Here is a 19,342-nt window from a genome sequence, read left to right as displayed (position 1 = left end):
CAGCGCCGTCCCGCCTTAAACATCGCGCAAGCTTTCGGGCGCATCCAATTATGTCGGGAGCAAGCGATGCTATCTGGATGGCGCGACGCCATGGGCCGCCGGCCGTGGCGGATTTCGGCGAAACTGCTGATCATCTCGTCCGTAGTGACGGTGATCGGCTTTTCCGCCATTTGCGTCAACGTGATGCTCGACATGCGCCGGGGCGAGGAGGCGCTCGCCCGCCAGACGCTGGAGAACCTCGCGACCACCATCCAGTCCGACGTCAGCCGCAACGTCGAGATCTACGATTTGTCGCTGAAGGCGGTCGCCAGCAACATGCTGCTGCCCGAGCTCGCGACGGTGTCGAAGTCGATCCGTCACCTGATCCTGTTCGACCACGCGACGACGGCCAGGCATTTCGGCGCCATCCAGGTGTTCGATGCCGAGGGCCGGCTGACCATCGACGCCTCCACGCTCGATCCCCTTCCCGAGAACCGGAGCGAGGAGGATTACTTCAGGGTTCATCGCGACAAGCCCGACATCGGGCTGTTCATCAGCCGCCCCATGCTGTTTCGCGGCGCTTACGCGATCGTGCTGAGCCGGCGCATCAGCGACACCGACGGCGGATTCCTCGGCGTCGTCGCCGGCTCGATCCGCTTCAGCTATTTCCACGAATTCTTCGATCAGCTGAAACTCGATCCCGAAGACACCATCACCATCCTCAAGCGCGATCGCACCATCATGATGCGGCGGCCGTTCGATCTCGACATCATCGGCACCAACCTGAACGATCGCCGGAGCTGGAAGGCCGACAATCTCCGAATCGGCGCCGCCTATTCGGGACAGGGCCCGGTCGACCCGACGCCGCGGCTCTATGTCCGCAGCGGCGACAGCGGACCGCTGTTCGTGGTGGCGGGCAAACCCCTGGCCGCCGTATTCGCGCTCTGGCAGAAGGAGGCGTTCCGCATCGGCGCCGTGGTGCTGGCGCTCGCGCTGTTCGTGCTGGGATCGACGCTCGTGCTGGCGCGCGAGATCGTCCGGCGCGCCGAGGCCGAGAGCAAGCTGGAGGAGATGGCGACGACCGACGCGCTCACCGGCCTGAAGAACCGCCGCAAGTTCGATTCCGTCATCGACGTCGAATGGCGGCGCGCCATGCGCCAGAAGACGCCGATCGCGCTGGTGATGATCGATGCCGATCACTTCAAGGCCTACAACGACACGTTCGGTCATCAGGCAGGGGACCAGGTGCTGGTCGGCATCGCCATTTGCATTTCCGATTCGGTGAGCCGGGCCGGCGACTGTGCCGCGCGCTACGGCGGCGAGGAATTCGCCGTGCTGCTGCCGAACACATCGGCCACCGACGCCTTCAAGGTCGCCGAGGCGATCCGGACCAAGGTGCAGGGCTGGTCCGATGAGCAGGTGATTTTGACAGCGTCCTGCGGCGTCGCCAGCCTGGTTCCCACCGCCGGCATGGACTGGTCGGTCCTGGTCGCCGCCGCCGACAAGGCGCTCTACGCCGCGAAAGCTGGCGGCCGCAACCAGTCAGTCATTGCGAGCCTGCCGCAGCTGTCGCTGGTGGCGTGACGAGCTCTCTCCTCGTCATTGCGAGGAGCTCTTGCGACGAAGCAATCCAGGCTGTCTCCGTGGAAAAATTCTGGATTGCTTCGCTTCGCTCGCAATGACGAGGCGCGCTACTGCCCCAGATACTTCTTCATCTCCGCGATCAAGCCGTCACGCAGCTCCGGGCGCTTCAGGCCGTAGGCGATGTTGGCGCGCAGGAAGCCGGGCTTGGAGCCGCAATCGTGGCGCTCGCCCTCGAACTCGACGCCGTAGAACTTCTGCGATCTGGCAAGGCCGATCATGGCGTCGGTGAGCTGGATCTCGCCGCCGGCGCCGCGCTCCTGCGTCTCCAGAATCTTGAAGATCTCCGGCTGCAGGATGTAGCGGCCGGTGATGGAGAGGTTGGAGGGCGCGGTGCCCTTGGCCGGCTTCTCGACCATGCCGTCGACCTCGAACATCTTGCCATTGCGTTTTCCGACGCCGCAGATGCCGTATTGATGCGTGAGATGGTCCGGCACCGCCTCGACCGCGACCAGATTGGATTTCTCGCCGAGCGATGATGCCATCTCGATCATCTGCTTGAGGCAGCCGGGCGTGTTGAGCACGAGTTCGTCGGGCAGCACGACCGCGAACGGCTCGTTGCCGACGATGTCGCGCGCGCACCAGACCGCGTGGCCGAGGCCGAGCGGCGCCTGCTGGCGGGTGAAGCTGACGGCGCCGGCTTCCGGCTGGTTCTGCGCCAGGATGTCCTGCTCGGTCTTCTTGCCGCGTGCCGCAAGCGTCGCGTCGAGCTCGTACATCCGGTCGAAATGATCTTCGATGACGTTCTTGTTGCGGCCGGTGACGAAGACGAAGTGCTCGATGCCGGCCTCCCTCGCCTCGTCATAGACGTACTGGATCAGCGGCTTGTCGACGATGGTCAGCATTTCCTTCGGCATCGCCTTGGTGGCAGGCAGGACGCGGGTGCCGAGGCCGGCAACGGGGAATACAGCTTTGCGAATTCTCATGTGATTGATCGAATACCTGGGGGCACATGTGACGGGAGCAATGGCTTCTTGCTAGCCTGTTTGCAGCCGCCAACAAAGGCGGATGTGGGGCCTCGCCCGGTCAGAGTTAAGAAAAAGGCCGCCACCAAAATTTCACCTTTGTTAAGCTATTGGCAACCGTAACCAGGCCTCCTGATGGCGGATTTTTGAAAGCCCGACGGGTGGGACATGATGCGATCGGTGGCAGGGCAGGCAAGACGGACGGTATCCGCGACCGGCGCGATGATGGTTGCGGCCGCTTTGCTGCTGCCTGCCGGCGCGCAGGCGCAGGCGCAGAACGGCCTCTCCAACCTGTTCGGCGGCATCTTCTCGGGCCCCAACGCGGCGCCATCGCAAGCCCCGCCGGGACCCGGCGGCCCCCTGCCCTGGAGCGGCGAGGACGGCGCCTCCGGCCATCCCTTGATGACGGCCGCGGCGATCCGCGAGGCCGCCGGCAACTTCACCAATTGCGTCGCCGGCATGTGGCCCGATGCCGCACGGCGCGGCGTGACGCTGGAAAACTTCCAGCGCTTCACGGCTGGCCTCAGCCCCGATCTGCGCATCATGGACCTCATGGATTCGCAGCCCGAGTTCACCAAATCGATCTGGGACTATCTCGACATCCTCGTGAACGACAACCGCCTCGCCAAAGGCCGCGAGATCCTCGCCAAATACAAGGCACAGTTCGACGCCACCGAGAAGGCGACCGGCGTCGATCGCTACACCATCGCCTCGATCTGGGGCATCGAGTCCAACTACTCGACGCAGATGGGCGACCGCAGCGTGCTGCAATCGACCGCGACGCTCGCCTGCATCGGCCGCCGTCAGGCCTATTTCAAGGACGAATTCCTGTCGGCGCTGGAGATCCTCAACCGCGGCGATCTCAGGCCGGAGCAGATGCGCGGCTCCTGGGCCGGCGCCTTCGGTCCGACCCAGTTCATGCCGACCGCGTTCAAGCGCTTTGCCATCGATGGCGACGGTGACGGACGGCGCGACGTCGTCGACAATCCCACCGATCTGATCGCCTCGACGGCCAACAATCTGAAGAAGGACGGCTGGCAGGCCGGCCAGACCTGGGGCTTCGAGGTCGTGGTGCCCCAAGGCTTCAACTACATGCTGGCCGACCGCGCCAAGGCGATGCCGATCGCGCAATGGGAGAAGCTCGGGCTGAAGCGGGCGACGGGCCAGCCGTTCCCGAATCCGGGCGAGAAGGCCTATCTGCTGGCGCCGGCGGGCGCGCAGGGGCCCGGCTTCCTGATGCTGCAGAATTACCGCGTCATCATGAAGTACAACCCGGCCGAGGCCTATGCGCTGGCGATCGGCCATTTCGCCGACCGCCTGCGTGGCGGGCAGCCCTTCGTGCAGCCCTGGCCGCGGCAGGAGCGCGAACTGTCGCGCACCGAGCGGCTGGAGCTGCAGCAGCTGCTGGCCCAGCGCGGCCTGTACAAGGGCACCCCGGACGGCCAGTTCGGCGGCCAGACAAGGGAGGCGCTGCGCAACTTCCAGGCCTCGATCGGGGTGCCCGCCGACGGATTTGCCTCCTCCGACGTGCTGGATCGGCTGCGCGGACGGTAAAATCGCCCCGAAAGTAACCCTGAACAGGGATTTCGCCCGCCGCGCTTGACGCAGGCGGCTGTTCCCCGATGTATGGGGCAAGAATCTGCAACGGAATTTGCCCGTTTGGCGCCCGATTCCGTTACTATATTAAGTCACTCCCGATACCCGTTGCGCGTGCCCGAGATCGCATGTCCAAGAAGTCCCTGTTCAAGGCACTGACCGAGACCGGCCCGTTGATCGCGCTGGGGACGGCGCTTGCGATCCTGGCGACGGTCGCGGGGCCTGCCTCGGCGCAGTTCTTCAACTTCCCCGGCTTCGGCGGCCCCCCGCAGCGTTCGGCGCCGCCACCACAACGGGGTGGAGGCGGCGGCTGGTTTGGCGGCGACTTCTTTACACCGTTCCAGCAGCAACAGCAGCAGGCGCCACGGCAGGATTTTTCGCGCGCCCCGGCGCCGGCCAAGCGCGACACCATTCCCGAGAAGAACGTGCTGGTGCTCGGCGATGCCATGGCCGACTGGCTCGCTTACGGCCTGGAAGACGCCTATGCCGAGCAGCCCGACATGGGCGTGATCCGCAAGCACAAGACCGTTTCCGGACTGATCAAGTACCAGCCGAAGGGTGAGCCCTCGGACTGGGCGGCGGCGGCAAGAAGCATCCTCGAGACCGAAAAGCCCGATGTGATCGTCGTCATGCTCGGCCTCAACGACCGCGCCGCGATCCGCGAACCTGTGGCGGAGAAGGCTACCGATAAGGACAAGGATAAGGACAAGAAGAACGACAAGGGCGCGCGCGGCAAGCCGCCGGCAAAGCCCGGCGAGACCAAGCCCGGCAGCGACACGGCTGCCAAACCCGACGACAAGCCTGCCGATGCCGACCTGCCGCAGGACGACGCCGACAACGCCGACACGCCTGCGACCGCGCCGGAAAAGACGGCGCGCAATCCGAACGGCCTCTACGAATTCCGCGACGAGCGCTGGATCGAGCTCTACGGCAAGAAGATCGAGGAGCTCGCGGGCGTCCTCAAATCCAAGGGCGTGCCGGTGCTCTGGGTCGGCCTGCCCGCGGTTCGCGGACCCAAGGGCACCGCGGATACGCTGTTCCTGGATTCGCTCTATCGCGAGGGCGCGGCCAAGGCCGGCATCACCTATGTCGACGTCTGGGACGGTTTCGTCGACGAAGCCGGCCGCTTCCTGCAGAAGGGCCCGGACTTCGAAGGCCAGATCCGCCAGCTGCGCAGCTCTGACGGCGTCTATTTCACCAAGGCCGGCGCGCGCAAGCTCGCGCATTATGTCGAGCGCGAGATCACGCGCCTGTTGGCAGGACGCTCCGGCCCGATCGCGCTGCCGAGCGAGCCGGCGACTCCCGACACCAGCGCCGAGCCCGGCAAGCCCGCGCCGCGGCCGCTGGCGGGGCCGATCGTGCCGCTGGTCGCGGCCTCGATCTCGACCGATCAATTGCTGGGCGGGCCGGGCTCGCGTCCCGCCACCGTCGATGCGCTGGCTGCCAGGACGATGGTGAAGGGCGAGCCGTTGGCGGCGCCGGCCGGCCGCGCCGACGATTATGCCTGGCCGCGCCGCGAAGTCGGCCGCGAGCAGGCCAAGGGCGATACGCCGATGGCCGCGACGACGCCTGAGGGCAACGCCGCCAATCCCAACGCGCCGGGAGCCGCCGCCGCGATCGCGCCGCCGAAACTAGCGCCGAAGAAGCCGCCGCTGCCATCGCAGCAGCCGGCACAGGCGACGCCCACGTTCCGCGATTTCTTCGGCTTCGGCTCGCCGCAGCCAGCGCCGCCGCGTCAACTGGCGCCGGCGCCCGGGCCGCGCAATCCGAATCCCAATCCGGGGATCCCGCGTCCGCCGGGCAACGTCGGTCGCTCCGCCGAGATGTTCCGGTAATTACTGTCGTGTCCCGGACGCGGCGCAGCACCCCCTGGGGTGATGCGACGCAGAGCCGGGACCCAGCCCGGCGACATTCACAAAGAATGGGCCCCGGCTCAGCAGCGCAACACTACGTGCTGCGCTGCGCGTCCGGGGCGCGAGTGCGTGTTTGTACTCAGCCGTTAATAGCGCCAGCGCGGCGGCGGCGGACGGCGGGCGGGGCGCGACATCAGCAGCGCGAGCGCAAAGCCGATGCCGCCGGCCACCATCAGGGCGCCGAGCGGATTGTCCTGCACCTTCTTCGACAGCGCCTGCGTGCCGTCGCGGAAGGTGTCGCCGCTGTTCTCATAGGCGTCCTTGGCGTAGCTGGTCGCGGTGTCCGCGGCATCGCGCACGGCATCCTTGGCCTGGCCGTAGAGATTCTGCACCGTGCCCGCAGCCTCGCGCGCCTTGCCCGATGCCTGCGTCTTGGCATCGCCTGCCATGTCTCCGATCGCGCCTTCCGCGCGTCCGGCATATTCCTTGGCCGATCCAACAATCCGATCCGTGTCCATGATGCTCCTCCTCGGGGGTCAGCCCAAGTAACCGATCAGGAGCAGCGCAGTTCCAAGCGATGACGAAAGTGTTGCCCGGATGGCTATAAAATCAACCCGCCATCGACGACCAAAGTCTGGCCAATGATGTAGGACGACAACGGCGAGGCCAGGAACAGCGCCGCGCCTGCCATATCGGCCGGCGTGCCCAATCGCCGCAGCGGGATGCGCGCGAGCGCACCTTCGAGCCGCTTCGGATTGTCGGTCGTCACCTTCGTCATCTTGGTGTCGACGAGCCCGGGTGCGATGCCGTTGACGCGGATGCCGTCTTCGGCCCAGGCCTCGCCCAGCGTTCGCGTCAATCCGACCGCGCCGGTCTTCGACGCGTTATAGGCGGGATTTCCCATGGTGGAATGATAGGCCGCAGTCGATGACACCATGATCAGCGCGCCCTTGGCATCCCGCAACATGGAATGAAACCGCGTCGCACAGGCCATCAGGCTCATCAGGTTGACTTCGACCACCTTGCGGAAGCCGCTCATCTCGAATTCGCCGCGGCGATAGAGCACCGCGCCTTGCGCCAGCACGAGCACGTCGAGCCGGTCGAAGGATGGCTTGAACGCCTCGATCGCACCGGGGTTGCTGACGTCGAGCTGCGCGTAGGAAAGACCCGTGAGATCGGAGCCTTCTTCGGCTGAATATTCCGTTGCGCGAGCCCGCGTGCCGCACACCGCGACCTGCGCGCCCCGCGTGCGAAAAGCCTGCGCGATGCCGTTGCCGATCCCGCTCGAGCCGCCGACGACCAGCACCTGCTTGCCTGAGCAATCGAGCTCGTTCGCCATCGCGGCCTCCCTTTTGTCTTGCTTGTTTGACCTGTCTGCGGATCGATGCCAGCCTTGTCAATCATAACAAGAACAAGCAGCGTTCCGAGGAAACAAACATGTCCGGGTTCAAAGAGCTCAGCCGGTCCGTCAAGGGCCTGACCGTTCTCGTCACCGGCGCGGCCAGCGGCATGGGGCGCGCGACCGCGCACGTGTTCGCAAGCGAAGGCGCCAACGTCGCCGTCACCGATTACGACGCGCAGGGCGCGCAGGCGGTGGCCGAGGAGATTGCCGCGAGCGGTGGCGCAGGAAAAGCGTGGAATCTCGACGTTGCCGACGGTGGCGAGATCAAGCGTGTGGTGAATGAGGTCGCGGCGCATTTCGGCGGGCTCGACATCATCGTCAACAACGCCGGCATCTCCGTGCGCGTTGCGATCGACGACGAGGGCTATGAGGACGCCTGGGCCAAGGGCATCGCCGTGATGCTGACGGCGCATCCGCGCATCATCCGCGCCGCGCTGCCGCATTTGCGCAAGTCGAGGTGCCCGCGCATCGTCAACATCGCCTCGACCGAGGCGCTCGGCGCCACCGCATTGCACAGCCCCTATTCGGCGGCGAAGGGCGGCGTCGCCAGCCTGACCCGCTCGCTCGCCGTGGAGCTCGGCCGCGAGGGCATCACCGTCAATTGCATCTGCCCGGGCCCGATCCGCACTGGGATCACCGACCGCATCTCGGAGGAGCACAAGACGATCTACGCCAGGCGCCGCACCGCACTCGGCCGTTACGGCGACCCCGAGGAGGTCGCGCATATGACCTTGAGCCTGTGCCTGCCGGCGGCGTCCTTTCTCACCGGCGCGGTGATCCCGGTCGACGGCGGGCTGATGGCGCGGAACGCGTGAGAGGCATGCGCGCCGCGCGTTGACAAGTGCGAGCGCGGGAGTAGCTTTTTCGTCGACAGAGCGGGACCAACCGCTCGCGACACGCGGGAGAGAACGTCATGACGATCGCCATCCGGCAGCTTCAGAAGCATTTTGTCGGCGAGGTGTCCGGCCTCGATCTGCGCAAGCCGCTCACACCGGATGAGGCGCGCGAGGTCGAGGCCGCCATGGACAAATACGCGGTGCTGGTGTTCCACGACCAGGACATCACCGACGAGCAGCAGATGGCCTTCGCCCTGAACTTCGGTCAGCGCGAGGACGCCCGCGGCGGCAACATCACCAAGGCCGATGAATACCGCCTCACCTCGGGCCTGAACGACGTGTCCAACCTCGGCAAGGACGGCAAGCCGCTGCCGAAGGACAGCCGCGCCAATCTGTTCAATCTCGGCAATTGCCTGTGGCACTCCGACAGCTCGTTCCGCCCGATCCCGGCAAAGTTCTCGCTGCTGTCGGCGCGCGTGGTGAACCCGAAGGGCGGCAACACCGAGTTCGCCGACATGCGCGCCGCCTATGACGCGCTCGACGACGAGACCAAGGCGGAGATCGAAGACCTCGTCTGCGAGCATTCGCTGATGTATTCACGGGGATCGCTCGGCTTCACCGAATACACCGACGAGGAGAAGGAGATGTTCAAGCCGGTGCTGCAACGGCTGGTGCGGACCCATCCCGTGCATCGGCGTAAGTCGCTGTATCTGTCGTCGCACGCCGGCAAGATCGTCGGCATGAGCGTGCCTGAAGGCCGCCTGCTGCTGCGCGATCTCAACGAGCACGCGACGCAAGCAGAATTCGTCTACGTCCACAAATGGAAGCTGCATGACCTCGTGATGTGGGACAACCGCCAGACCATGCACCGCGTCCGCCGCTACGACCAGTCGCAGCCCCGCGACATGCGCCGTGCGACGGTGGCGGGGACAGAGCCGACGGTGCAGCAGCAGGCGGCGGAGTAGGCGTTTGCTCAGCAACGGGTGTCATCGCCCGGCTCGACCGGGCGATCCAGTATTCCAGAGGCCTGCATTTGAGGAATCGTTCTCACCACATCCGCCGCGGCGTACTGGATGCCCCGGTCAAGCCGGGGCATGACAGCGGAGGTGGGACGACGGCGCCAGCTACGCGTGTCCCGCCTCGTTCGAGAGCATCCCGGGATCGATGCCGATCTTCTGCAGGGCGCGGTTGTATTTGTCGTCGACGTCGTCGCCGAAGATCAAATCCGCATCCGCATCGCAATGCAGCCAGCCGTTGCTCTGGATCTCGGTCTCGAGCTGGCCCGGCGCCCAGCCGGCATAGCCGAGCGCGAGAATGGCGTGCTTGGGGCCGGAGCCGCTGGCGATGGCGCGCAGGATGTCGACGGTCGCCGTGAGGCAGACGCCGTCGTCGATCCGCAGCGTCGCGTTCTCGATGTAGAAGTCGCTGGAATGCAGCACGAAGCCGCGGCCGGTATCGACCGGGCCGCCACGCAGCACCTTCATGCTTTCGGCATTCTCCGGCAGCTTGATGTGCTCGCCCTTCTTGATGATGCCGAGCTGCTGCAACAGCTCGGGGAAGTCGATGCTGCCGGCCGGGTGGTTCACGATGATGCCCATCGCCCCCTCCGCCGAATGGGCGCAGAGATAGATCACCGAGCGCTCGAAACGGGAATCGCCCATCACGGGCATCGCGATCAGCAGCCGGCCGTCGAGATAACCGGCCGAATTGGGAAGCGCCGGACCCGCGCCGCGGGTGCTTTCGCCCGTTCTCTTTCCTGTGGGAGCCATCGGTAAAGCACTCCGGTTTCAATTCCTATCCTGATGTCGGCCCGGGCCGCTGTCAAATCAAGGCTTGCGCAGACGCCATACAGATGCATCCATCACAAGCAATTCAATGGTTTGCCCCGGGGCGACCCTGTAAAGACGTGCCATGCTCACAAGAGTTCCCCTGCGTGCGGCGATTGGCGTCGCGACAACCCTGCTTGCGTCGTCGCTCGCCATCGCAGTCCGCGCCGATGACGCTTCGCCGTGGCAGCGCGACGGACATTCCGCGGTGCGGCTGTTGGCGGGATCACGCAGCGGCGCCGTCCTGCTCGGCGGTATCGCCTTCCAGCTCCAGCATGGGTGGAAGACCTACTGGCGTACCCCCGGCGATTCCGGCGTTCCGCCGCGGTTCGACTTCTCGAAATCGGACAATGTCGAGGCGGTGACGGTGATGTGGCCGGCACCGCTGAAATTCGACGACGGCGCCGGTGGCCATTCGATCGGCTATCACGACCAGATCGTGCTGCCCTTGCGCATCGTCGCCAAGGCGGCCGACAAGCCCGTGACCTTGCGTGCCGAGATCAATTACGCCGTGTGCGAGAAGCTCTGCATTCCGGTCGAGGCCAAGGCCGAGCTCGGCTTCAACAGCGTCGCCTCGACCGAGGACGCCAATTTGCGTGCCGCGCTCGACACCGTGCCCAAGCCCGCCAATATCGGCGATCCCAATCCGCTCACCATCCGCGACGTCAAGCGCGACGGGCCGAAGAACGTGGTCGTCGACGTGGTCACGCCTGACAGCCGCAACGTCAATCTGTTCGTGGAAGGCCCGACGCCGGATTGGGCGCTGCCGATTCCGGCCCCGGTGCAGCACAGCCCGCCCGGGGTGATGCGGTTTTCCTTCGAGCTCGACGGCCTGCCGCCGGGCGCCAAGCCGGAGGGTGCGGCGCTGAAATTCACGCTGGTCGGGCCGGAGAAATCGTACGAGTTCAATACGAACTTGGAGTGAGTTGCGCTGCCGACGCTCCACATTCAGCTGTCGTCCCGGACAAGCGAAACGCAGAGCCGCGACCCATAGCCCCAGGGAGTGGTTTGGCGAAGGCTCGTCGTTGCCAGCGCGCGTCGAAACTTCTCCCTGGGGTTATGGATCCCGGATCTGCGCGCGCTTGAGGCGCGCTTGTCCGGGATGACACCGAGGATGGAACGCCACCCAACCCAATCTTAACGAATGGTTGCTAATCCCTCACCTGCCACAGCATGCCGGGCGACCTGAGGGATCTTCGAATTGGCCGTGATGGATGCAGAACCCGCAACGACCGGACCGGCCGGGCTGATCGCGCGGCTGCGGGCCAGGCTGACGGGCGGGCCCAGCGAGGCCTCGCTGACGCGGCGGCTTGCCGGCACCATCTTCGTCATCCGCGTCATCAGCGCCGGGCTCGCTTATGTCTCGCAGGTGCTGCTGGCGCGCTGGATGGGCACGTCCGATTACGGCGTCTATGTCTATGTCTGGACCTGGGTGCTGCTGCTCGGCAGCATGATGGATTTCGGCATCTCGGCCTCGGCACAGAAGATCATTCCGGAATATCGCGCCAGCGGTGAGCAGGCGCTACTCCGCGGCTTTCTCTCCGGCAGCCGCTGGCTGACTTTTGCCGTGTCGACGCTGGTGTCGCTCGGCCTCGCCGGCATCGTCAGGCTGCTGTCGCCCTGGATCGAGCCGGCGGAGGAGCTGCCGCTCTATATCGGCTGCATGACTCTCCCCGCCTTCGTGGTCGCCAACACCCAGGACGGCATCGCGCGCTCGCATGACTGGATGCAGCTCGGCCTGATGCCGCAATTCATCATCCGCCAGGCGCTGATCATCGGCTTCACCGGCGCAGCCTTCCTGCTCGGCTACCATCTCGGCGCCGTCGCCGCGATGGCCGCAAGCGCGGGGGCGGTGTGGATCGCGATGACCGGACAGATGCTGGTGCTGAACCGCAAGCTCGCCGATCACATCGAGCCCGGTCCCAGCGCTTACGACATCCGCGGCTGGCTTGCCGTCTCGTTGCCGATCCTCCTGGTCGAGAGCTTCTATTTGCTGCTGTCCTATACCGACGTGCTGGTGCTGCAGCAGTTCCGTCCCTCCGACGAGGTCGGCGTCTACTTTGCGGTGGTGAAGACGCTGGCGCTGGTCTCGTTCATCCACTACGCGATGTCGGCGACGACGGCGCATCGCTTCGCCGAATACAACGCAAGCGGCGACAAGGCGCGGCTGTCGGCCTATGTGGCGCATGCGATCAACTGGACGTTCTGGCCGTCGCTGGCGGCGACCATCGTGCTGCTCGCGCTCGGCAAGCCGCTGCTCTGGTTGTTCGGGCCGCAATTCGTGGTCGGCTACGACATCATGTTCGTCGCCGCGATCGGGCTCGTGGTGCGCGCTGCGATCGGGCCGGTCGAGCGGCTGCTCAACATGCTCGGTCAGCAGAAGATCTGCGCGCTCGCTTACGCGCTGGCCTTCGTGATGAACCTCGTGCTCTGCATCGCGCTGGTACCGCGCTATGGCGGCCACGGCGCCGCCGCCGCGACCTCGATCTCCCTCACCTTCGAGACGGTGCTGTTGTTCTGGATCGTACGGCAACGCCTTGGCCTGCACGTGCTGGCGTTCGGCAAATAGGCGCTGCGCGCCTCAATGCTCAGCGCTTTCGGGGGAACGGCACTGTCAGCGTACGCGCGCGAACGAGGCAAAACGCCTCCGCTTCTTCAACCTGATGCAAAATTCTTCTTATTCTGCCCAGACGGTTGCGCATTGGGGAAACTTTATTCTACGTCGTATTGCCTAACCGACGAGATCAACCTAAGATTCCCCTGACATGTTCGATCCACTCTACGTCGCCTCTGGATTCGGCGTCGGCCTGCTTGTCGGGATGACCGGCGTCGGCGGCGGCTCGTTGATGACGCCGCTCTTGATCCTGCTGTTCGGTGTTCATCCCGCCACGGCGGTCGGAACCGACCTGCTCTATGCCGCCGCGACCAAGACCGGCGGCAGCTTGGTGCATGGCTGGTCGCGCAGCGTGCACTGGCCGGCGGTGCTGCGGCTCGCCTGCGGCAGCATTCCAGCGAGCGCGCTCACGCTGCTCGTGCTGTGGAAACTCGACCTCAAAAGCGATTCCGAGCGCAGCCTGGTCAATCTGGTGCTGTGCTTCGCGCTGCTGCTGACCGCGACCTCGCTGATCTTCCGCAAGTCGATCATGGAGCGCTATCGCAGCCGGCTGGAGCGCGTCGACGATCGCACCACCGCGATTGCGACCGTCGTGACCGGCATCGTCCTCGGCGTGCTGGTTTCGATCTCGTCGGTCGGCGCGGGTGCAGTCGGCGTCACCGTGCTGCTGCTGCTTTATCCGCGCCTGCCGATGGTGACCATCGTCGGCTCCGATATCGCCCATGCAGTGCCGCTGACGCTGGTCGCCGGCATGGGGCACTGGGCGCTCGGCGACGTGGATTGGGCCTTGATGGGCGTGCTGCTGGTGGGCTCGCTGCCCGGCATCATCGTCGGCAGCTACAGTGCCACGCGCGTGCCCGAGACGGTGTTGCGGCTGACGCTTGCCTGCGTGCTGTTCGTCGTCGCCGGCAAGATCATGTTTGCGGAGCTGCACCTGTCCTCGGCGTTCGTGACGGCGTTGGCGTGGACGCATTAGGCCCGCCCGGGCGACAGAATCGTAGGGTGGGCAAAGCGATAGCGTGCCCACCACTTGTCTCAATCACCGAAAGATGGTGGGCACGGCGCTGACGCGCCTTTGCCCACCCTACAACACTGAGCGCTCTACGCCGCCGTCCAGCCGCCATCGATCGAGAGATTGGTGCCGGTGATCTGGGCGGCGTCGTCGCTGCACAGGAACAGCGCCAGTGCGGCGACCTGCTCGGACGTGACGAACTCCTTGGTCGGCTGCGCGTCGAGCAGCACGTCGTTGATGACCTGCTCGCGCGTCAAATTGCGCGCCTTCATCGTGTCGGGGATCTGCTTCTCGACCAGCGGCGTCCAGACGTAGCCGGGGCTGATGCAGTTGCAGGTGATCTTGTGGGTCGCAACCTCCAGCGCCACGGTCTTGGTGAGACCGGCGATGCCGTGCTTGGCCGAGACGTAGGCCGACTTGAAGGGCGAGGCCACCAGCGAGTGGGCGGACGCCGTGTTGATGATGCGGCCCCAGCCCTTCTTCTTCATGCCGGGGACGGCGGCACGGATGGCATGGAAGGCCGAGGACAGGTTGATCGCGATGATCTGGTCCCACTTCTCGATCGGAAACTCCTCGATCGGCGACACGAACTGGATGCCGGCATTGTTGACGAGGATATCGACCGAGCCGAACGTTGTCTCGCCGAGCGCGATCATGCCGGCGATCTCGGCGGGCTTGGTCATGTCGGCCGGCGAATAGATCGCCTTGACCTTGAACTCCTGTTCGATCTTGGCGCGCTCTTTCTCGATGTCCTCCGGCGTGCCGAAGCCGTTGATGACGACGTTGGCGCCGGCGCCGGCGAAGGCACGCGCATAAGCGAGCCCGATGCCGCTGGTGGACCCGGTCACGACGGCGTTCTTGCCTGACAGACTACCCATTTGATTCACTCCTTTTTGCCGGGGGCGCGGAGACGTCCCCCGTGAGATCGTAGGTCACCATGGTCTCGCCGGACTGCGGCCGCTCGAGCCAGTCCTTGTGGCGCATCGACAGATGCACGTCGTTCACGCCGGCATCCCAATGCTCGACCATGGCGACGTGAGAGAAATCGTAGTCCTTCGACGAGGACTCGTAGTTCTTGCTGCGGTAGATCAGATGCACCACGGTGACGGTGCTTTCGCGCGACACCTTCGTGAGGAATTCGACGGAAGGATCGGTCTTCAGATAATCCGGCAATTTGCCGATCAGGTCGCGCACGGCCTTGCGGGCGTTGTGCAGCTGCTTGTTCTTGTCGGTGTTCATCCGCGTACGGCTGGAATAGCGGATGTCCTTCTCGCGCTCGGCGGCCTCCAGCAGCGAGGTCGGCAGATCGCCGCGCGCGGAAAACAAGTCGACCTGGAAGATCAGCATGTCGCGCTCGACCTCGGCGTCGAGCACGTAGTCGAGCGGGGTGTTGGAAGCGATGCCGCCGTCCCAATAATGCTCGCCGTCGATGATCACGGAGGGAAAGCCGGGCGGCAGCGCGCCGGAGGCCATGATGTGCTCCGGGCCGATTCTCTTGCCGAGCTTCTTCAACTCGTAATTGTCGAAATATTTGAAGTTGCCGGAGGTGACGCCGACCGCGCCGACCGACAGACGGGTCTTCAGGTCGTTGATGCGGTCGAAATCGACGAGACGCTCCAGCGTCTTCTTCAGCGGCGATGTGTCGTAATAGCTCTCGGCTTCGGGATGCCCCGGCGGCCACAGCGGCGCCGGCGGGACGCGCGGGACGAAGAAGCCGGGCACGCCGAAGGTGGCGATCAGCGCGGCACTGGTCGAGTTGAACAGCTCGCGGCTGTGGTCGCTCTTGCCGATCGGCTTCCACGGCACCGGCGCGGAAACCATCTCCCAGAATTCCTTGAGCCGTTTGACGCGGGTCTGCCCCTCGTTGCCGGCGATGATGGCGGCGTTGACGGCGCCGATCGAGATGCCGGCGACCCATTCCGGCTCGAAGCCGGCGCCGCACAGCGCCTGATAGGCACCGGCCTGGTAGGAGCCGAGCGCGCCGCCGCCCTGCAGAACCAGGACGCGTTGCGCATTCGCGGGGATGCAGGTGGATTCCGGGCTATGATCTGTCATGGGGGAACAATAGCAATGGCGCGCCACCGTGGCGACACTCCACGACCGCGTCAATGCATGCCGGGATCAAGTCTGGCTTATCGCTCCGTCGAGGCCAGGATCATGGTCCAGAACACCTTGTACTTGGTGCCGGGAGCATAGCTCGCCGCGATGCCCAATTTTGTGACACCGCTCTTGAGCATGTTGGCGCGGTGCGGAGGCGAGTCGCGCCAGCCGGAAAAGGCTTCCGCCAGCGTGTGATAGCCGGCCGAGACGTTCTCGACGGCCACGGTCGCGGGGTAGCCGCCGGTGGCGAGGCGCTTGGCCAAGGGCGCGCGGACGTCATGGTCCATCTTGTTGGCGGCGGCCATGGCCTGGGATTGGGATTCCGCAAGCCGCATCAGATCGGGGTCGACCACGACCGTGCCGAGCATGTTGTTCTGGCGGTATTGCGAGATCATGATCGCGGCCGCCTGCGCATCGAGCTTGGAGCCCGGGACCGCCATGTCGGCATACATCGACGGCTGCTGGACCGGTGTCTCGTTGCCGGCACAGCCGGCGAGCAGCAAAGTGATGAGAATTGCGGCCGCAGCGCGCATGAAGGTGCCCCCGAATGAGGGGCCGTTGTTGCATATCAACAATGGCTGAAAGGTGAATTTTGAGGAAAATCGTAGCTGTCATTCCGGGGCGCGCGTCAGCGCGAACCCGGAATCTCGCGCTACAATCTCGGGATTCCGGGTTCGATGCTTCGCATCGCCCCGGAATGACGGGGGGTTTCTAGCCCGCAAATATCCGGTAACGGCGTGGCTCGAGGCCGATCGTATCACCGGCACGCAGTTCCTTGTCGCGGGGGGCGTCAATCTCGATGGTCTTGCCGCCTGACAATGCGACTTCGGCCCTCTGCACGGGACCGAAATTGCGGACATGCTGCACGGCGCCCTCGAAGGTGCCGCTGCCGGGCGGGCCGACCAGCATGTCGTGTCGCCGCACGAACAGTCTTGACGCGCCAGGCGCGAGCCCGTCCGCCGCAAGGGCGAGCGGCCGCTCGCCGAGCCTGACGACGCCGCCCTCGACCTGAACCGGGAGCTCGATGGATTCGCCGATGAAACCGTGAACGAAGGCGCTTGCCGGGCTTTCATAGACGTCGTCGGGCGAGCCGATCTGCTCGATCCTGCCCTTGTCCATGACAACGACGCGGTTGGCGACTTCCAGCGCCTCCTCCTGGTCGTGGGTGACGAAGATCGAGGTAACGTTGATCTCGTGGTGCAGCGAGCGCAGCCACCTGCGCAGCTCCTTGCGCACCTTGGCATCGAGCGCGCCGAACGGCTCGTCGAGCAGCAGGATCCGCGGCTCGATCGCGAGCGCGCGGGCGAGCGCGATGCGCTGGCGCTGGCCGCCGGAGAGCTGGCTCGGATAGCGGCCGGAAAGCCAGTCGAGCTGCACGAGATCCAGCAGCTCCTTGACGCGCGCGCGGATGATCGCTTCGTCCTTGCGGATTGCGCGCGGCTGCACGCGCAGGCCGAAGGCGACGTTCTCGAACACCGTCATGTGGCGGAACAGCGCGTAATGCTGGAACACGAAGCCGACATGCCGCTCGCGCGCGCCCTGCGCCAGCGCATCCTCGCCGTTGAACAAGAGCTCGCCCGAGTCCGGCCAGTCGAGCCCGGCGATGATCCGCAGCAGCGTGGTCTTGCCGGATCCGGATGGGCCGAGCAGCGCCAGCAGCTCGCCGTCATTGACCTTGAGGTCGACGCCGTCGAGGGCTTTGAAGCTGCCGAACGTCTTGACGAGATTCCTGACTTCAATGGTCACTTGGGTCTTGTCCTTCGTCCAGATGGCGTTCGAGAACGGTCTTGGCGACCAGCGTGATCAGCGCCAGCATCGCCAGCAGCGAGGCGATCGCGAAGGCGGCGACGAACTGGTACTCGTTGTAGAGGATCTCGACAAGAAGCGGCATGGTGTTGGTCTCGCCGCGGATATGGCCGGAGACGACCGAGACCGCGCCGAACTCGCCCATCGCGCGCGCGTTGCAGAGCAGGACGCCGTAGAGCACGCCCCATTTGATGTTGGGCAGCGTGACGCGGAAGAAGGTCTGCAGGCCTGAGGCGCCGAGCGAGATCGCGGCCTCCTCCTCCTGCGTGCCCTGCTCCTGCATCAGGGGGATCAGCGCGCGCGCCACGAACGGGAAGGTCACGAAGGTGGTGGCAAGCGCGATGCCGGGCACCGCGAACAGGATCTGGATATCGTGATCCCTCAGCCAGCTGCCGAAATAGCCCTGCGCGCCGAACAGCAGCACGAAGACGAGGCCGGAGATCACCGGGCTCACCGAGAACGGCAGGTCGATCAGCGTGATCAGAAAGGTCTTGCCGGGGAAATCGAACTTTGCAATCGCCCAGGCCGCGACGAGACCGAAGACGAGGTTGAGGCCGACCGAGATCGCCGCGACGATCAACGTCAGCTTGATGGCGGCCAGCGCTTCCGGCTCGGCGAGTGCGACGAAATAGGCGGCGATCCCCTTGGAGAAGGCCTGCGCGAACACGACCACCAGCGGCAGCACGACGAAGATTGAAAGAAAGATCATCGCCAGCGCGATGATGATGATGCGCACCGGTCGCGGTTCGGTGCGCAGGTTGTCCCGCGCGGCTTCCGCATGCGCCCGTGCCTTTGCCCGGGCCTCGGCGTCGGGGGCCGCGAGCGAAACGGAATCTGCCATCTGCATCGTCATGGTTCGCCCTCAACGCGCCGGCATCCGGCTCTGCGCCCAGCGCTGGAGCCGGTTGACGGCCAAGATGACGACAAAGGACACCACGAGCATGACCACCGCGATGGCGGTCGCGTCGGCATAGCGGTACTCGGACAGCCGGATCACGATCAAGAGCGGCGCGATCTCGGACACGTTGGGCAGATTGCCGGCGATGAAGATCACCGAGCCGTATTCGCCGACGGCGCGGGCGAAGGCGAGCGCAAGCCCGGTGAGCAGAGCCGGCGCGAGCGAGGGCAGGATCACGCGGATGATGGTCTGCCAGCGGTTGGCTCCCAGGCTGCCCGCGGCTTCCTCGATCTCGGGATCGAGATCCTGCAGCACCGGCTGCACCGTGCGCACCACGAAAGGAATTCCGATGAAGATCATGGCGACGAAGATGCCGACCGGCGTGAACGCCACCTTGATGCCGAGCGCCGCGAGCGGCGCCCCCAGCCAGCCCTTCTCGGCGAACAGCGCCGTCAGCGCGACGCCCGCGACCGCGGTCGGCAGCGCGAAGGGCACGTCGACGATGGCGTCGAACAGCCGGCGGCCGGGAAAGCGGTAGCGCACCAGCGCCCAGACGATGATGCTGCCCATGACGAGATTGACGCAGGCCGCCGCGAAGGCGAGGCCGAAGGAGACGCGCAGGGCATTCAAGGTGCGGCGGCTGGAGAGGATATTCCAGAACTGCTCGGGACTGAGCTCGAGCGACTTCAGGAACAGCCCGGCGAGCGGAATGAGGATAATGACGGACAGCCAGGACAGCGTCAGTCCCATCGTGAGACCGAAGCCCGGCAATGTCCGGCGTCGTGCTGCGATTGCGCTCACCAGGCCCCCTGCT

The 19,342-nt window shown here is 65.4% G+C and carries 18 protein-coding genes; 8 read left to right on the top strand and 10 right to left on the bottom strand.

The annotated features are described in order from the left end of the window. The first annotated feature begins 66 nt into the window (after positions 1-66). Positions 67-1,563 carry a sensor domain-containing diguanylate cyclase gene (locus tag D6B98_RS26250; RefSeq protein WP_126259782.1) on the top strand — a complete coding sequence of 499 codons (1,497 nt, stop codon included), beginning with the start codon at positions 67-69 and terminating at the stop codon, positions 1,561-1,563. A 107-nt stretch (positions 1,564-1,670) separates the two neighbouring features. Here the strand turns inward: D6B98_RS26250 and D6B98_RS26245 are convergent, their stop codons facing one another. Further along, entirely contained in the window at positions 1,671-2,546 is an 876-nt protein-coding gene (locus D6B98_RS26245; RefSeq protein ID WP_126259780.1) for a UTP--glucose-1-phosphate uridylyltransferase, read from the bottom strand. Positions 2,547-2,756: 210 nt separating this feature from the next. Here D6B98_RS26245 and D6B98_RS26240 point away from each other — a divergent pair, with 210 nt between their 5' ends. Then, complete coding sequence (locus D6B98_RS26240) at positions 2,757-4,139, top strand: lytic murein transglycosylase (protein WP_126259813.1); 1,383 nt, start codon at positions 2,757-2,759, stop codon at positions 4,137-4,139. 170 nt (positions 4,140-4,309) lie between these two features. Next, positions 4,310-6,016 carry an SGNH/GDSL hydrolase family protein gene (locus tag D6B98_RS26235; protein ID WP_126259778.1) on the top strand — a complete coding sequence of 569 codons (1,707 nt, stop codon included), beginning with the start codon at positions 4,310-4,312 and terminating at the stop codon, positions 6,014-6,016. 164 nt (positions 6,017-6,180) lie between these two features. Here D6B98_RS26235 and D6B98_RS26230 read toward each other — a convergent pair whose 3' ends face one another. Together D6B98_RS26230 and D6B98_RS26225 are read right to left on the bottom strand one after the other, a co-directional pair. Then, positions 6,181-6,552 (bottom strand): CsbD family protein, encoded by a 372-nt coding sequence (locus D6B98_RS26230; RefSeq protein ID WP_126259777.1) that lies wholly within the window; start codon positions 6,550-6,552, stop codon positions 6,181-6,183. An 83-nt stretch (positions 6,553-6,635) separates the two neighbouring features. After that, entirely contained in the window at positions 6,636-7,373 is a 738-nt protein-coding gene (locus tag D6B98_RS26225) for an SDR family NAD(P)-dependent oxidoreductase (RefSeq protein ID WP_126259776.1), read from the bottom strand. 98 nt (positions 7,374-7,471) lie between these two features. On the opposite strand from D6B98_RS26225, the gene D6B98_RS26220 reads away from it, so the two are divergent. Together D6B98_RS26220 and D6B98_RS26215 are read left to right on the top strand one after the other, a co-directional pair. Then, positions 7,472-8,251, top strand: a complete 780-nt coding sequence (locus D6B98_RS26220; RefSeq protein WP_126259775.1) for an SDR family NAD(P)-dependent oxidoreductase — start codon at positions 7,472-7,474, stop codon at positions 8,249-8,251. A gap of 98 nt (positions 8,252-8,349) precedes the next feature. After that, positions 8,350-9,237: a TauD/TfdA dioxygenase family protein gene (locus D6B98_RS26215; protein WP_126259774.1), complete on the top strand. Its 888-nt coding sequence runs from the start codon at positions 8,350-8,352 to the stop codon at positions 9,235-9,237. A 159-nt stretch (positions 9,238-9,396) separates the two neighbouring features. On the opposite strand, the gene D6B98_RS26210 is transcribed toward D6B98_RS26215, so the two are convergent. Then, complete coding sequence (locus D6B98_RS26210; protein WP_126259773.1) at positions 9,397-10,041, bottom strand: YqgE/AlgH family protein; 645 nt, start codon at positions 10,039-10,041, stop codon at positions 9,397-9,399. A 142-nt stretch (positions 10,042-10,183) separates the two neighbouring features. On the opposite strand from D6B98_RS26210, the gene D6B98_RS26205 reads away from it, so the two are divergent. The 3 genes from D6B98_RS26205 (at position 10,184) to D6B98_RS26195 (ending at position 13,688) form a co-directional block, all read left to right on the top strand. Then, complete coding sequence (locus D6B98_RS26205; protein ID WP_126259772.1) at positions 10,184-11,023, top strand: protein-disulfide reductase DsbD domain-containing protein; 840 nt, start codon at positions 10,184-10,186, stop codon at positions 11,021-11,023. Between the two features lie 276 nt (positions 11,024-11,299). After that, entirely contained in the window at positions 11,300-12,667 is a 1,368-nt protein-coding gene (locus D6B98_RS26200) for an oligosaccharide flippase family protein (RefSeq protein WP_430644611.1), read from the top strand. Positions 12,668-12,863: 196 nt separating this feature from the next. Further along, the gene (locus D6B98_RS26195; RefSeq protein WP_126259770.1) at positions 12,864-13,688 is read left to right on the top strand and encodes a sulfite exporter TauE/SafE family protein; all 825 of its coding nucleotides are present in this window, start codon (positions 12,864-12,866) and stop codon (positions 13,686-13,688) included. 125 nt (positions 13,689-13,813) lie between these two features. Here D6B98_RS26195 and D6B98_RS26190 read toward each other — a convergent pair whose 3' ends face one another. From D6B98_RS26190 to cysT, 6 genes are all read right to left on the bottom strand, one after another. Further along, a complete protein-coding gene (locus D6B98_RS26190; protein WP_126259769.1) occupies positions 13,814-14,602 on the bottom strand; it encodes a 3-hydroxybutyrate dehydrogenase in 789 nt (262 codons plus the stop codon). Next, entirely contained in the window at positions 14,595-15,779 is a 1,185-nt protein-coding gene (locus D6B98_RS26185) for a DUF3734 domain-containing protein (protein WP_126259768.1), read from the bottom strand. The genes D6B98_RS26190 and D6B98_RS26185 overlap by 8 nt, the downstream gene beginning before the upstream one ends. Before the next feature lie 77 nt (positions 15,780-15,856). Further along, positions 15,857-16,357, bottom strand: a complete 501-nt coding sequence (locus D6B98_RS26180) for a CAP domain-containing protein (RefSeq protein ID WP_126259767.1) — start codon at positions 16,355-16,357, stop codon at positions 15,857-15,859. 178 nt (positions 16,358-16,535) lie between these two features. Then, positions 16,536-17,570, bottom strand: a complete 1,035-nt coding sequence (locus D6B98_RS26175) for a sulfate/molybdate ABC transporter ATP-binding protein (RefSeq protein ID WP_126259766.1) — start codon at positions 17,568-17,570, stop codon at positions 16,536-16,538. After that, positions 17,560-18,483 carry a sulfate ABC transporter permease subunit CysW gene (gene cysW / locus D6B98_RS26170; protein WP_126259765.1) on the bottom strand — a complete coding sequence of 308 codons (924 nt, stop codon included), beginning with the start codon at positions 18,481-18,483 and terminating at the stop codon, positions 17,560-17,562. Before cysW ends, D6B98_RS26175 begins: the two co-directional genes overlap by 11 nt. Positions 18,484-18,492: 9 nt before the next feature. Next, positions 18,493-19,329, bottom strand: a complete 837-nt coding sequence (gene cysT, locus D6B98_RS26165) for a sulfate ABC transporter permease subunit CysT (protein WP_164718869.1) — start codon at positions 19,327-19,329, stop codon at positions 18,493-18,495. Positions 19,330-19,342 lie beyond the last annotated feature (13 nt).

Origin of the sequence: Bradyrhizobium sp. LVM 105 (assembly GCF_003957705.1) — a bacterium.
Taxonomy (GTDB): Bacteria; Pseudomonadota; Alphaproteobacteria; order Rhizobiales; family Xanthobacteraceae; genus Bradyrhizobium; species Bradyrhizobium frederickii.
The sequence above is the reverse complement of the archived record's forward strand: the minus strand, read 5'-3'. Positions and strand labels throughout refer to the sequence as shown.